Below are 12,835 nucleotides of genomic sequence, written 5' to 3'. Positions count from 1 at the left end.
GGCTCTCAAAACGGCTTTGCAATCATCAGCCAGAGGATCAGCATCGTCGCGCCGAAGCCGGGGAAGCCGAACGCGAACCAGCGGCGAAACAGGACGAAGTATCGTTGTGGCAACGCCTTGTGCTGCTCCGCGGCCTTTCGCGCGAGATCGCGCATCTCGATCTGCATCAAGACGACAGGGATCCAGAACAGGCCGGCGACGGCATACAACACGAGCGAGGCGAGCAGCCAGCGCTCGGTGATCGACGTCGCCGAGAGCATCATCAGCAAGCCGCCCGTGATCGGCTGGAGGAGCACGGCCGACAGTGTGAAGATTGCGTCCGCGATGACGACGACCGAAGCGGTGCGCGCGATGAACTCCGCATCGTCGGTGCGATGCGCCATCAGCATGAAGAAGGCGATGCCGGTTCCGGTGCCGAGGATGACGATGGCGCCGAGCACATGGAGAAATTTGACCAGGAAATACAGCGTCATGGCTTCTTGGTCGCGGTTGGCCTGCCCTTATTCAGCGCATCCACGAGCTCCCCGCTCGCGGCTTTGACGCCGGCCTCACTTTCGATCATCCAGTGCCCCTCGCTGCCGGCGGCCGGCAAGGTGTGGAAGTCGACTTTGCCGCCGCTGCCGCGAAATGCGTCGGCCAGGCCCTTTGAAAACGCCGGCGAAAAATAGCTGTCATTGGTTGCAACGAGCCATGTGACAGGAATGCGCGCGCCCTTGCCGAACTCTGCAGCGGCGGCAAGAAGCGTGTGTGGCGCGCAGATCCGGTTCGGCTCATCATTGGCATGGCCGCCGCGCCCTGGCGCAAATACTGTGATCGCGGCGATCGCCTTCGGATCGGCATTGGCGAGCGCCAGCGCACCCCAGCCGCCGGCGGAATGGCCGATCACGATGGCGGCCTCCTTGCGGATAAAATCCTGCTTGCGCAAGAACTCCAGCGCGAGCCGGATTTCCTCGGCCGTTGCACGGCCCGAACGCGCATAATCCGCCTCGTCACATCCGCCCTGGTCCTCGACATAGCGGCCGCCGGTCACGCCATGGCCCAGCCGCTCCGGCACCAGAACGGCAAAACCGCGCCCGACGAGATAGGCGGCGAGCGCACGATATTCCGGCTGCGGCATTTGCGCTCGACGCAAGCTATTCTGCGTCGAGGCGTGTGCGACGACCGCCAGCCGGAACGGACCTGCCCCGGCAGGGCGAAACAGCAGGGCACGCGCAGCAATGTCGGTATCCGGCGACGGCACCCGCCACTCTTGTCGGCGAAACGGTTCGCCCTCCTCGCCCGATGGGCCAAACGTGACCTGAGCGCACAGAGGCGGCGCAGTCAGCAAGGCCAGCAGAGTCATAAGCGCGAAGATGTTGAGAAGCCGCATGAATGGCCGAGGGCGAGCACGAACAGCGACAGCCACACTAGTAGGAACGAATCACTATGGGCGGACTTTCTGCGTGGCCCTCGCCCTTCATTCGTTGCCGCAGAGGGAGTTTTGCACTGACACACGGCACGCCGGTGCCATTCGAGTCGGCGTCCTGTCTTTTTTCGGTACAACATGGTTCAGATACTGATGCACAAAGTCCACACGTTAACCGATAATTAACGATAGGTCTTGCCGCCGGCGCGGCGACTTGGTTTGATTGCGCCCATGAGCACAACCCTGATCGAGGTCCGGCCGGCCAAAGCTGCAGATGCAACTGCGGTGGCGTCTACTCATGACGAAGCCTGGCGCTCCGCCTATCAGGGCATCATTCCCGGCGCCGAGCTGGAAAAGCTCATCAACCGCCGCGGCCCGCAATGGTGGGACAGCGCGATCCGCAAGGGCAGCCGCGTCAGCGTGCTGGTGTTCGGCGACAAGATCGCGGGCTACGCCAATTACGGCCGCAACCGCGCCCGCAGCCTGCATTTCGACGGCGAGATCTACGAGCTGTACCTGCGCCCCGAATTCCAGGGCCTCGGCTTCGGCCGCCGCCTGTTCGCCTCCGCCCGCCGCGACCTGATGCAGAGCGGGCTGAAGAGCATGGTGGTCTGGGCGCTCTCGGACAACGATCCTGCGACCGAGTTCTACCGGGCGCTGGGGGGCCGTATGGTGGCCCGCTCCTCGGAGCGGTTCGGGCCGAAGTCGCTCGACAAGGTTGCCTTCGCTTGGACCAATTGAGCTGCTGAAAGCTCAGCGGCAGCGTTTCCCTTCCGTCGATACCGTTGCCTTTGAGCCGGTGATTTCCGGATTCATTATTTCACAAAAACGCGATGGATCAGCGGGCCAAGCCCGCGTATGACAGCGCCAAATCGCTGCCGGGCGCGATTTATCCTCGGCAATAACGGAGCCTTGAATGCGTATCGATGCGATCTCGATCGGGAAGAACGTACCTCACGAAGTCAACGTCCTCATCGAAGTCCCCGTGGGCGGCGAACCGATCAAATACGAGATGGACAAGGAGGCCGGCACGCTGGTGGTCGACCGCTTCCTCTACACGCCGATGCGTTACCCCGGTAACTACGGCTTCATCCCGCACACCTTGTCGGATGACGGCGACCCCTGCGACGTCCTGATCATCAACACCCGCGCTATCATTCCCGGCGCGGTCATGAGCGTGCGCCCGGTCGGCGTGCTGTTCATGGAAGACGAAGCCGGCGGCGACGAGAAGATTCTGGCGGTGCCGTCGTCGAAGCTGACGCAGCGCTACGACAAGGTGAAGTCGTACTCCGACCTGCCCGACATCACGCTGCAGCAGATCCAGCACTTCTTCGAGCACTACAAGGATCTCGAGAAGGGCAAATGGGTCAAGATCCTGCGCTGGGGCGGTCCGGAGGACGCGCACAAGCTGATCCTCGAAGGCATGGATCGCGAGAAGAAGAAGAAGGGCTGAGCTTTGGTGTCCCGGACGCGATGCGGCATGTCCCGGCGATGCGTAGCATCGTCCGGTGTGACGCGTCGCAGGGCCGGGACCCATGCTGCCGCTAGGCCCCGGCTCTGCAGCGCATCGTTTCACGCTGCGCTGCGTCCGGGGCACGAGAGTTTGGCTACACCGCCGGCTTCGGTAGCTCGGCGATCGCACAGGCCGCGCGCAGCGTGTTGACCAGCAGGCACGCCACCGTCATCTGACCGACGCCGCCCGGCACCGGCGTAATCGCGCCAGCAACACCAAGCGCTTCCTGATAGGCGACGTCGCCGACGAGGCGCGTCTTGCCGTCTTCTTTGGGTATGCGGTTGATGCCAACGTCGATCACGGTCGCACCCGGCTTGAGCCAGTCGCCGCGCACCATCTCAGGTCTTCCGACCGCGGCATAGACGAGATCGGCCTGCTTCACGAGGCCGGGCAGGTCGCGCGAGCGCGAATGCGCGATCGTCACCGTGGCGTTCTCGTTCAGCAGCAATTGCACCAGCGGGCGGCCGACCAGATTGGAGCGGCCGATGACGATGGCGTTCATGCCTTCCAGCGAGGCGTGCACGCTCTTGGTCAGGATGATGCAGCCGAGCGGCGTGCAGGGCGACAGCGCTTCGAAACCGCCGGCGAGCCGGCCGGCATTGTTCGGATGCAGCCCGTCGACGTCCTTGGCAGGGTCGATGGCGTTGACGACCGCTTCGGTGTTCAGCCCCTTCGGAAGCGGCAGTTGCACCAGAATGCCGTGCACGGCCGGATCGCGGTTGAGCTTTGCGACCAGCGCCAGAAGCTCCGCCTGCGAGACGTCGGCCGGCAGCTTGTGCTCGAACGAGGCCATGCCAGCGGCCTGGGTCTGGGTGTGCTTGGAGCGGACATAAACCTCGCTGGCGGGGTCGCTGCCGACCAGCACGACCGCCAGTCCCGGCACCAGATTGTGCTCGCGCCTGACGCGGGCGACCTCGTCGGCGACGCGGGCCCGAAGTTCCGCGGCGATGACTTTTCCATCGATAATCTTGGCGGTCATGTTAGTTCCCTCAGTCTTTCGATTGGGCCGAGACGAGCTGGCGCAGGGCTTCGCCGAGCCGTGCCGGATCGCCGTCGACCGCGATCTGCTTCAGCCGCGAGGTAGCTCCGGACAGGAGCTTTACGCCGGCCTTGGGGACGCCCAGCGATTTCGCCAGCAGGACCAAAACGGCCTTGTTGGCCTCGCCGCCATCGGCGATGGCGCGCACCCGCACCTTGAGCACGCTGCGGCCGTCGGCCAGCTGCTCGATTCCGTCGATGCCGTCGCGACCGCCGCGCGGCGTCACCCGCAGCGCGATGCTGATTCCTGCGGCCGAGTAACGCCAGGGTTCCTTACAACCTTCGTTCGCAACCAAGGGCTCCAGCCCCCTCAGATCACGTTCGGGTAGATGTAGTACAGGATCACCCGCTCGATGAACATGATGAGCAGGATCAGGATGATCGGCGAGATGTCGAGACCGCCGAGACTGGGCAGGAAGTTGCGAATCGGCGCCAGCACCGGCTCGGTGATCCGGTACAGGAACTCGGCCACCGCCGACACGAACTGGTTGCGCGTGTTCACGACGTTGAAGGCGATCAGCCAGGACAGGATCGCGGAGGCGATCAGCAGCCAGACGTAGAGGTCGAGCACGATGATGACGATGTCGAGAACGGCACGCATGGCTTTTGAAGCCTCTGGCTTTTGAAAACGTTGGCTGCGGTCGGGATTGACGCCTTTTGCTAGATATCGGTTCCCCCCCGCCCAAACAAGGGAAGTCCGCGCCCCGAATGGCTAAAACCGGGTGACACGCGTCCTTGACTTGACCTTGGCGGGGACTTAAATGGCGCCCGGTTGTCGGTCGCGTTTACCAGAGCGGCCAACAAAGGGGCCATAGCTCAGCTGGGAGAGCGCGTCGTTCGCAATGACGAGGTCGGCGGTTCGATCCCGCCTGGCTCCACCAGCCTTCGCTCGCTTCGCGAGCTACGGTTAGGCAAGCCTTGGGAAGTCTCTCGCAGCGAAGTTAGCGAAGGCTGCCTCGCCGAAGCCCGCAGGGCGAAGGCGGGCTCCCTCCGAAATCCCCCTACCTCCCCGTAAACCTCGGCGGCCGCTTCTCCATGAAGCTCGCCACGCCTTCCCGGAAATCGCTGCCGGCGAGCGCCACCATCATCTCCCGGTTGGCTTCGATCGTTGCCTCCGCCAGCGTCTGGAACGGCACCTCGTAGAGCTGGCGCTTGATCACGGCCATCGCGCTCGGCGAGACGAAATCGGCGAGATCGCGCGCATAGGCATAGGTCTCCTCGCGGAGCTTGTCAGGCGGGCAGAGCCGGTTCACCAGGCCGATCCGCAACGCCTCGTCGCTCGGCACGCGCCTCGCCGAGAGCAGCAGATCCATCGCGTTGGCGTGACCGACGATGCGCGGCAGCATCCAGCTGATGCCGTGCTCGGCAATCAGGCCGCGCCGCGCGAAGGCCGTCGTGAACACCGTGTTGTCGGCGGCAAAGCGCAGGTCGCAATAGAGCGCGTGCACCAGCCCAATGCCGGCCGTGGCGCCGTTGAGCATGGCGATCACAGGCTTCTTGATCGACGGATAGAACCCGTAGCGCGTCTGCCAGTCCGGACGCCGGTTCATGTCGAACGGCGGCAGGTTCGACGCGCGCCGGACGTCATCGGGTCGAGCCCCTTCAGCGCATCCATGTCGGCGCCGGCGCAGAAGGCGCGGCCCGCGCCGGTCAGCACGATGACGCGGACATCGTCATCGGCGTTTGACGCTTCCATCGCATGGCGCACGTCGCGCTCCATGGTCGGCGTCCACGCATTCATGCGATCGGGACGGTTGAGCGTGATGGTCGCGATCTTGTCGCTCACCTCATAGAGAATGTGCTCGTAGGCCATGACGCTCTCCCTTTGCTTTCCGGCGCGTTCGCGCGCTCGTTGGCGGTGAGCCTAGCATATCCAGGAAAGAGGCAGAGACTTGCGCCAAGGACCTGCGCCAAGAACCTGCGAGAACCTGCGCGAGCACGCGATTACTCGGCGGCTTGCGCCAGCACCGGCCGGCGCGTCAGCCAGCCGTCGATGAAATGGTCGAGCCAGGCACGCTCTGCGACATCGTATACGGCACGATCGGCGAAATGATGATGTCGCTGCCGCGCACCGGGCGCACTGAAGCCGTCATAGCCGCGCGTGGTCCAGCGATGCATCATCGCGTAGGTCACGTCAGGATGAAACTGCACGCCGAAGGCATTGCCGGCGCGGAACGCCTGCACCGGAAAATCGTCGCCTTCTGCGAGCAGCTCGGCGCCGACAGGCAGCTCGAATCCCTCGCGATGCCAGTGATAGACCTGGGCCGGCCAGGCCGGGCAGAGCGCGTGGCCCGCGGCTGTGGGCCGGATCGGGTAGTAGCCGATCTGGGTCAGCGCATCGGCATGCGGCGCGACGCGGGCGCCGAGCTGCATCGCCAGCATCTGGGCACCAAGGCAGATGCCGAGGAACGGCCGCTGCTCGCGGAGCGGAATTTCGATCCAGTCGATCTCGCGGCGAATATAGTCGTCGGAATCATTGGCGCTCATCGGACCGCCAAAGACCACGGCGCCGGCATGCTGATCGAGCGTCTCGGGCAGGGGATCGCCGAAGCGGGGACGGCGGATGTCGAGACGATGGCCAAGCGCACGCAGCGCATTGCCGACACGGCCCGGCGTCGAGGATTCCTGGTGCAGGATGATCAGAACCGGCAATTGGGTTTCGGAGGCGACGGCGCCTGGCGTCCTCCTCGGGAAGGGCACCACCTCTGCGCTACCAAACCTGTCCGTCCGTAACGACATGGCCTTTGCGAATGCTATCGGTTCAGACCGCCAGCATAACTAAGCGATCGTTAATTTCGTGTGAGTTCGTGCACACAACGAAACCGAAGCAAGCTCCGGGCCAATACGGGAGCTTCGAGATCTAATGCCTCTGCCTCTGGAATCGGCTGGTGGCGGCCAGGATGAAGCCCCGCGGGAAGAAGCGCAGGGCAAATGGCACAATCTTGATGCCCAGACCAGGCAGCACTGCCCGTTTGTTGGCCATCAAGCCACGATAGGCCTCCTGCGCGACAGCGGCGGCTGAAACATTGAGAAGGGCCGTATCATGTCCGGAGCCGACGCCGGCGCGCGCCTGGAATTCGGTGGGCACGGGACCCGGGCAAAGCACGGTGACCCGAACGCCGCGCGGCGCGAGCTCGGCCCGCAGCGCTTCGGTGAAGGAAATCACGTAGGCCTTGGACGCGTAATAGACGGCCATGCCGGGGCCGGGCAGGAAGCCCGCGACCGAGCCGACATTGAGAAGACCGCCCTTGTTCCTGATGAGTTGATCGGCGAAGCGCAGCGACAAATCGGTCAGAGCCCGCACGTTGACATCGACAATCCCGATCTGCTCGTCGCGATCGCGCTCGATGGCGTCGCCGAACACGCCGAAACCAGCATTGTTGACGAGGTGGTCGAGCTCGACGCCTTCAGCGGCCAGCGCCGCCGCGATCGTCTCGCCGGCGTCCAGGTCCTGGAGATCGCAGGCGATCATCATCGGCTTCTTGCCGCCTTTGGCGGCGAGCTCGTTCGCGAGCGCCTCCAATCGATCCGCGCGCCGCGCCGTCAATGCGAGGCGATGTCCATTGGCGGCAAACACGCGCGCCAGCTCCGCACCTATGCCCGCCGAAGCACCGGTGATCAACGTTACCCGCTCAGCCACGATCGAAGTCTCTTGAATTGAAGTTTTTGGCCCCGCAATGACGGAACGAGAGCATAAGCCGTGCGCGACAGGCAAGCGGCGTCGGCCGCATGGCCGCCTGAGCGGGCGTCAAGAGGAGCAGGAAAGCCGGGTTTTTACGGACGAATCCGGAGCCGGACGGCCGGCAGCTACATTAAAGTTTCGTCATGTGATCCGCACAACCGGCCATCCGCCGGTTTGCGCGGATCAGCCGCCGACGGCGCTGTCCGTCACCTGACCACCGGCGCGCTCGGCCACCGTATGCTTCAGGTCGATCCGGTCGCGCTGGGAAATCCCGAGCAGGTCGGAGGCGCGCCAGACGACGTTGTCTTCGAATTCGGAGACCTGGCCGTCGGCATAGACCAGCTCCCACATCATCCGGACGATGCGCTTGCGACCCTCCTCGTCGAGCGAGCGCATGATGACGCTGGTGAAGTGATAGAGGTCCACCGCCTCGCCCTCGACCTGGGTGGCGTCCGCAATCAGACGATCCGCAGTGCCGCGATCGAGCTTAAAATGGCTTTCGATCAGGCTGTGCAGCTTGCGCTGCTCGGCCGCGCTCGGCTGGCCGTCGAGCGAGATTACGTGGACCAGCAGCGCGGTGGCCGCCAACCGATAATCGCTGTCGCCGAACGTGCGGTTCTGGTCATTGGGGGCGACAATGTCGGCGATGAATTGGCGCAGGCCGTCGAGCATAAGATCCTACCGAAATCGATACAGCCGCGAGGCGCGGCCGTTACCAGCATTATATGAGCAGGAAACTCAACCGGCGCAACGTGCGTCAGTTCCGCGCGCTGCATTACGTTTCGGCAATCTGTTCACGGTCATTCCGTGTGCGCGCAGAGCACGAACTCTCGAGATTCCGGGTTCGATGCTGCGCATCGCCCCGGAATGACCGCCTGAGGCTCACGGGATCTCGTACACCACCATCTTGTCGGCGATGCCGCGCAGCGCCGCCTGTTTCTGGATCGGCTTGATCGCGCGCTGCTCCAGCACCTCTGCAACCGCGGGCGCATCGAGCACCGGGCCGGTGATGTGGATCTCCTGCGCGGTCGACAGGCTCTGCACGCGGGCGGCGATGTTGACCGTTTGGCCAAAATAATCCTGCCGCTCGTTGAGCATCACCGCGAGGCAGGGACCTTCATGGATGCCGATCTTGACGATGAGATCATCAGTGCCGCGCCGCTTGTTGAGCTGGTCCATCGCCGCACGCATCCGCAGGCCCGCGACGATGGCATGCTCGGGGCGGACGAAGGTCGCCATCACGGCATCGCCGATCGTCTTCACCACCGCGCCCTTCTCGGAGGAGATGATCTCGAGCAGCGCATGGAAATGCGCGCGCACCAGATCGAAGGCGGCGAGGTCGCCGACGCGCTCGTAGAGCGCCGTCGAGCCCTTCAGATCGGTGAACAGGAAGGTCAGCGACGTGATCTGGAGCCGCTGGTCGAGACTGAGATTGTCCGCCTTGAACACATCCCGAAAGGTCTGGTTCGACAGCATCCGCTTGGCGGTGAGGAACGGCTTGCGCTTGCCGATTAGATGATGGAGCGCCTCGGCCGCGATGAACACCGACGGCAGCACGCGCACGCCGGCCTGGTTCTCCAGCGATAGCCGCAGCGGACCCGGCCGCATGGTCGTGGTCCCCGTCGGGGCCTGCACCTTGTTGTACATGATGGCGAGCTGCTGGCGATCCCTGGTCGGCTCGCCCTGGACGTCGATGAAATGGGCGGCGTGCGTGACCGGTTCGAAGATGATGACGAAGTCACCAGGCAGCTGCAGCGACATGGTCGCCTTCTCGCCGGCCGGCAACTCCATCGTATCCAGCGTCACCTCGTTCGCCAGCGTCGCGAATGAGTCCTTGTTGAAGTCGACGCCGGAGCTCCAGAACACCTGCTTGAAATACTCCCACACCGGCAGCGTGTCGGGGTCGTGCGCCGCGATGCGCCGCACGCGCGGATTCACGGTGAAGGACACCTCGACCTGATCGTCGACGGAGGCCTTGTAGCCGCAAGCGCAGAGCGCGCAGTGATAGTCGTCGGGCTTGAGCGCCTTCAACGTGGTGTGCGCGCCGAGCACGCCGCCGCAGCCCGGACACAGCACGTTCCAGCCGAGATCGAACAACCCGAGCCGCGCCGCGTGCAGGAAGGCCGAGATCGCGTGCTCTTCGTCGACGGCATGTTGCGAGGCGAAATCGAGGACATTGACGCGGTTGAGCTCGTGATCTTCGCCGTCCTCGATCAGACGCGCAATCGCATCGACCACCTTCGTGTCAGCGGTCTGCTTCAGAACGGAGAACTGGGCCTGGATGTCGCTCATGGCGGGACTCTGCTGGTTGAATCACGCCATCGGCCAGGCAATCGCCTGTCACCGACGGGTGATACGGAACATAGGTGAGTGGTCCGGCTGGGTCGTGACGACGCCGAGCGGGATCACGGGATTGGCCTGATCGGCGAGCTCGACACGGAACGCGCCGATCAGCCGAGCCAGCGCCAGCACGGATTCGGCTTGCGCAAACGGCGCGCCAATGCAGACGCGCGGACCTGCGCCGAACGGCAGATAGGCGAAGCGATCGGGCGCCTCCGTCGACATGAAGCGCTTTGGAATGAACGCGTTCGGCTGATCCCACAGCTTCTCGTGACGGTGCAGAAGCCAGGGCGCGATCATGATGATGTCGCCCTTGCTGATCTCGACGCCTGCCGCATTGTCCTTTTCGCGTGCGGCGCGCGCGACCAGGAAGGCGGGAGGATAGAGCCGCATGGTCTCGTCGATCACCGCGCGGGTGAATTTCTGGCGATCGATGTCGGCCATGCTGTCGAGATGCTCGCCGCTTGTCTCGGACGCCACCTCCTCCTGCGTCTCCGGATCGAGCGCGAGCAGATAGAGCGCCCAGAACAACGCCGTTGCGGTGGTCTCGTGACCCGCCAGGATCATGGTCGCGACCTCGTCGACGAGCTGCTCGTCGGAAAAGCCCTTGCCGGTTTCCGGATCGCGCGCCGCGTCCATGAGATCGAACAGATCGCGCGGCGGCGCGCCGTCCTTCTTGCCGGCAGCGCGCCGCTCGGCGATCAGCATCGCGACGAACTCGGTCCAGCGCTTGCGGAAACGGGCGCGGGCAAAATCCATCGGGCTCGGCCACGACACCGGCAGCAGCATGTCGAGGAAGTAGGGCCGTCCCAGCCGGGACGCATACTCCATAATGAAATTGCGCAGGGTCGCGCCATGCCGGTCCATGCCGAACGAGAACATCGTGCGCCCCGCGATCTCCAGCGTCATGCGCTGCATGATTTCGCGCAGATCGACCGGCGCGCCCGTCTGCGTATCGAGCTTCGCGATGGTCTCGTCGAGCACCGCCGTCATGTGCGGCACGAGGTTGGCGGTGGCGCGCGGCGTGAAGGCCGGCGCGAGCGTCCGGCGCTGGAACGTCCAGGAGTGTCCTTCCGCGATCAGAAGCCCGTCGCCGAGCACCGGGCGCAGCATGCGGATGCCCGCCGGCGTGCGCGTATAGTTCTCGTAATTGTTGAGCAGGACGTGCCGGATCGCATCCGGCTGATTCAGGATGAAGCTGTTGCGAAGGAAGAAGCGGCCCTTGATGACCTCTTCCTCGTAAGCAGGCTGCCCCCACGTCGCGATCATGTTGCGCCGGATCACGGCAAGCCGGCCGAAGAACGACATGTCGTCGGGCGCACGCGGGGGAGCCGGGGGGATGATGGGCCTACGCACGCTGGCGATATTCATGGCTCTCTCCCGAGAGATGTGACGCAGGCAAAATAGCTAATAAGTCAGCTCGGCGACCGCAATCCTGTTCTCCTGGGCCGGCCAGGCGCGCGCCACAATTCGTTCTTCGCCGAACTCGGCCACGATGTTACGCCCAACCTCGCTGGCGGGAAGCCGCAGGGTTGCTGCCGCATCCGTGGGCACGCCCGGCTTGACGTCGGCCGGCTCCTTGCCGTCGAACAGCACCACGTCCCGCGGCAGGCCGAAATAGCCCCTCGGCCGCGACATGATCACGACAGCTCCTGCGTCCTTGTCGGCCGGCCCCAGCGGGCGCGCGGCGCGCAAATGCACGACGTCGGATGAGCGTGGGAACGGCGAGCGGTAGATATGCGTCGTCGGCATCTCGGGCGATGCCAGGACGAATTCGAGCGACCAGGCGGGATCGACCTGCGCTGGCCCCCAGCGGCCGTCGGCGCCGGTCTTCGCGCTGTGCAGCGCACCGCCCTTGCGCTCTCCGGTTTCAGGGTCGACGCGGAAGACATCGACGGTTGCGCCCGCCACCGGGCGATTGGTCGGCACGCCGCCGGGCGTCCCCGTGATGAGGCCGCTGAGCCGGACGCTTGGCTCCGGGACGATCGCAATTCGCGCGGGCTCGCGTCCCGCGATGAATTTGTAGATCTCGCGGAAGGCGCGCGGATGGAACGCCACTTCGCGATGATCGAGTGCGCCGAGCACGAGATTGGTGGCGCCCTTCAGCTCCGGCCCTTCATTGGTGACGCCGGTCGGCGTGCCCGGCTTGCCGATAAAGCGACCGTCGGCCTGGGCGTATTTGTCCATGCCGTCGCTGCGCAAGGTGAGGAAGGCGACACCCGGCGTCACCTCGCTCTCGCCCTCGTTCAGGCCGCGCAGGAATACGCCACGGCCGTTGAACTCGTTGTTGGGCTGGTCGTCGGTCGCGAACACGCCGTGATTGGGTGTGCCGCACAGGACGGCATGGCTGACATCGCTGGCGCCGCCGTTCTTGATGACATTGCGGATCGCATAGCCGCCGCGCGAGCTGCCGACCAGCGCCACGCGCGAGGCGCCCGTGCGGCGCTTCAACTCGGCAATGGCAGCGGCGAGCTCGCGGCGCTGGTCCTCGGTCGAGGAACGGTTCGCCTGCTCAACCGTGTCGTCGCTGCGCGCATTGGGATCGGTGAAGTTGATCGCCATCATGCGATCGCGCGCGATGCCGTTGGATTCCATCCGCCACAAGGTCGTCATCCAGAGCGCGTCGTAGTCGCCATTGCCGTGGACGAACACGATCGGCGGCACCTCGGTGCCAGGCGCCGCGGCGGGCGCGGTCTGGGCCCATGCGCCCGTCCGCAAGCTCGCAACTGCGAAAGGCAAGCTGCCTGCCCCCTGCAGGATCGTCCGTCGCGACAGCTTCATATGTTCCTCCCGGCAACCCAACTCTTTGCACCGCTTATAGCGGCCTAACCACTGGACAGCGAAGGACTTTCGCAGG

At 64.6% G+C, this 12,835-nt stretch carries 13 protein-coding genes, 1 tRNA gene and 1 pseudogene; 3 read left to right on the top strand and 12 right to left on the bottom strand.

Annotated elements, in window-relative coordinates; genetic code table 11:
* Positions 1 to 5: 5 nt before the first annotated feature.
* Both CIT37_RS01570 and CIT37_RS01565 read right to left on the bottom strand, forming a co-directional pair.
* On the bottom strand, positions 6 to 473 hold the full coding sequence (locus tag CIT37_RS01570) for a DUF2269 family protein (RefSeq protein WP_095424597.1): 468 nt from the start codon (positions 471 to 473) through the stop codon (positions 6 to 8).
* The gene (locus tag CIT37_RS01565; RefSeq protein WP_095424596.1) at positions 470 to 1,369 is read right to left on the bottom strand and encodes a dienelactone hydrolase family protein; all 900 of its coding nucleotides are present in this window, start codon (positions 1,367 to 1,369) and stop codon (positions 470 to 472) included. The genes CIT37_RS01570 and CIT37_RS01565 overlap by 4 nt, the downstream gene beginning before the upstream one ends.
* 267 nt (positions 1,370 to 1,636) lie before the next feature.
* On the opposite strand from CIT37_RS01565, the gene CIT37_RS01560 reads away from it, so the two are divergent.
* Together CIT37_RS01560 and ppa are read left to right on the top strand one after the other, a co-directional pair.
* Positions 1,637 to 2,146 carry a GNAT family N-acetyltransferase gene (locus CIT37_RS01560; protein ID WP_018318962.1) on the top strand — a complete coding sequence of 170 codons (510 nt, stop codon included), beginning with the start codon at positions 1,637 to 1,639 and terminating at the stop codon, positions 2,144 to 2,146.
* Positions 2,147 to 2,321: 175 nt separating this feature from the next.
* A complete protein-coding gene (gene ppa / locus CIT37_RS01555) occupies positions 2,322 to 2,858 on the top strand; it encodes an inorganic diphosphatase (protein ID WP_018318963.1) in 537 nt (178 codons plus the stop codon).
* A 154-nt stretch (positions 2,859 to 3,012) separates the two neighbouring features.
* Here the strand turns inward: ppa and folD are convergent, their stop codons facing one another.
* The 3 genes from folD to CIT37_RS01540 are packed head-to-tail and all read right to left on the bottom strand — an operon-like array spanning position 3,013 to position 4,557.
* Positions 3,013 to 3,897: a bifunctional methylenetetrahydrofolate dehydrogenase/methenyltetrahydrofolate cyclohydrolase FolD gene (folD, locus tag CIT37_RS01550; RefSeq protein WP_038950929.1), complete on the bottom strand. Its 885-nt coding sequence runs from the start codon at positions 3,895 to 3,897 to the stop codon at positions 3,013 to 3,015.
* Positions 3,898 to 3,907: 10 nt separating this feature from the next.
* Positions 3,908 to 4,252 (bottom strand): DUF167 domain-containing protein, encoded by a 345-nt coding sequence (locus tag CIT37_RS01545; protein WP_038972975.1) that lies wholly within the window; start codon positions 4,250 to 4,252, stop codon positions 3,908 to 3,910.
* 14 nt (positions 4,253 to 4,266) lie between these two features.
* Positions 4,267 to 4,557 (bottom strand): YggT family protein, encoded by a 291-nt coding sequence (locus CIT37_RS01540; protein ID WP_007598721.1) that lies wholly within the window; start codon positions 4,555 to 4,557, stop codon positions 4,267 to 4,269.
* Between the two features lie 204 nt (positions 4,558 to 4,761).
* Between CIT37_RS01540 and CIT37_RS01535 the strand changes: the two genes are divergently transcribed.
* Positions 4,762 to 4,837: transfer RNA gene (locus CIT37_RS01535), tRNA-Ala, on the top strand.
* 120 nt (positions 4,838 to 4,957) lie between these two features.
* Here CIT37_RS01535 and CIT37_RS01530 read toward each other — a convergent pair.
* The 7 genes and pseudogenes from CIT37_RS01530 to CIT37_RS01500 all read right to left on the bottom strand — a co-directional run bounded on the left by CIT37_RS01530 (position 4,958) and on the right by CIT37_RS01500 (position 12,759).
* Positions 4,958 to 5,769, bottom strand: a pseudogene (locus tag CIT37_RS01530) (enoyl-CoA hydratase).
* A 131-nt stretch (positions 5,770 to 5,900) separates the two neighbouring features.
* A complete protein-coding gene (locus CIT37_RS01525) occupies positions 5,901 to 6,695 on the bottom strand; it encodes a glutamine amidotransferase (protein WP_028139307.1) in 795 nt (264 codons plus the stop codon).
* 121 nt (positions 6,696 to 6,816) lie between these two features.
* Positions 6,817 to 7,596, bottom strand: a complete 780-nt coding sequence (locus CIT37_RS01520) for an SDR family NAD(P)-dependent oxidoreductase (protein ID WP_095424595.1) — start codon at positions 7,594 to 7,596, stop codon at positions 6,817 to 6,819.
* A 225-nt stretch (positions 7,597 to 7,821) separates the two neighbouring features.
* Positions 7,822 to 8,310, bottom strand: coding sequence for a tellurite resistance TerB family protein (locus CIT37_RS01515; RefSeq protein ID WP_018318970.1), 489 nt, complete (start codon positions 8,308 to 8,310; stop codon positions 7,822 to 7,824).
* A gap of 210 nt (positions 8,311 to 8,520) precedes the next feature.
* The gene (locus tag CIT37_RS01510; RefSeq protein ID WP_028139309.1) at positions 8,521 to 9,930 is read right to left on the bottom strand and encodes an adenylate/guanylate cyclase domain-containing protein; all 1,410 of its coding nucleotides are present in this window, start codon (positions 9,928 to 9,930) and stop codon (positions 8,521 to 8,523) included.
* 48 nt (positions 9,931 to 9,978) lie between these two features.
* Positions 9,979 to 11,349, bottom strand: coding sequence for a cytochrome P450 (locus CIT37_RS01505; RefSeq protein ID WP_028139310.1), 1,371 nt, complete (start codon positions 11,347 to 11,349; stop codon positions 9,979 to 9,981).
* 36 nt (positions 11,350 to 11,385) lie between these two features.
* Entirely contained in the window at positions 11,386 to 12,759 is a 1,374-nt protein-coding gene (locus tag CIT37_RS01500; RefSeq protein WP_095424594.1) for a hydrolase, read from the bottom strand.
* Positions 12,760 to 12,835: the final 76 nt, after the last annotated feature.

It is taken from the genome of Bradyrhizobium ottawaense (assembly GCF_002278135.3).
Lineage (GTDB): Bacteria > Pseudomonadota > Alphaproteobacteria > Rhizobiales > Xanthobacteraceae > Bradyrhizobium > Bradyrhizobium ottawaense.
Note: the sequence above shows the minus strand (reverse complement) of the source record. Positions and strands in the feature narration are given on the sequence as shown.

Excerpts from the sequence above, each read along its gene's own strand:
- folD (WP_038950929.1), bottom strand. The coding sequence starts at position 3,897 with ATGACCGCCAAGATTATCGATGGAAAAGTCATCGCCGCGGAACTTCGG.
- CIT37_RS01505 (WP_028139310.1), bottom strand. The coding sequence starts at position 11,349 with ATGAATATCGCCAGCGTGCGTAGGCCCATCATCCCCCCGGCTCCCCCG.
- CIT37_RS01525 (WP_028139307.1), bottom strand. The coding sequence starts at position 6,695 with ATGTCGTTACGGACGGACAGGTTTGGTAGCGCAGAGGTGGTGCCCTTC.
- CIT37_RS01500 (WP_095424594.1), bottom strand. The coding sequence starts at position 12,759 with ATGAAGCTGTCGCGACGGACGATCCTGCAGGGGGCAGGCAGCTTGCCT.
- CIT37_RS01510 (WP_028139309.1), bottom strand. The coding sequence starts at position 9,930 with ATGAGCGACATCCAGGCCCAGTTCTCCGTTCTGAAGCAGACCGCTGAC.
- CIT37_RS01565 (WP_095424596.1), bottom strand. The coding sequence starts at position 1,369 with ATGCGGCTTCTCAACATCTTCGCGCTTATGACTCTGCTGGCCTTGCTG.
- CIT37_RS01570 (WP_095424597.1), bottom strand. The coding sequence starts at position 473 with ATGACGCTGTATTTCCTGGTCAAATTTCTCCATGTGCTCGGCGCCATC.
- CIT37_RS01515 (WP_018318970.1), bottom strand. The coding sequence starts at position 8,310 with ATGCTCGACGGCCTGCGCCAATTCATCGCCGACATTGTCGCCCCCAAT.
- CIT37_RS01540 (WP_007598721.1), bottom strand. The coding sequence starts at position 4,557 with ATGCGTGCCGTTCTCGACATCGTCATCATCGTGCTCGACCTCTACGTC.
- ppa (WP_018318963.1), top strand. The coding sequence starts at position 2,322 with ATGCGTATCGATGCGATCTCGATCGGGAAGAACGTACCTCACGAAGTC.
- CIT37_RS01560 (WP_018318962.1), top strand. The coding sequence starts at position 1,637 with ATGAGCACAACCCTGATCGAGGTCCGGCCGGCCAAAGCTGCAGATGCA.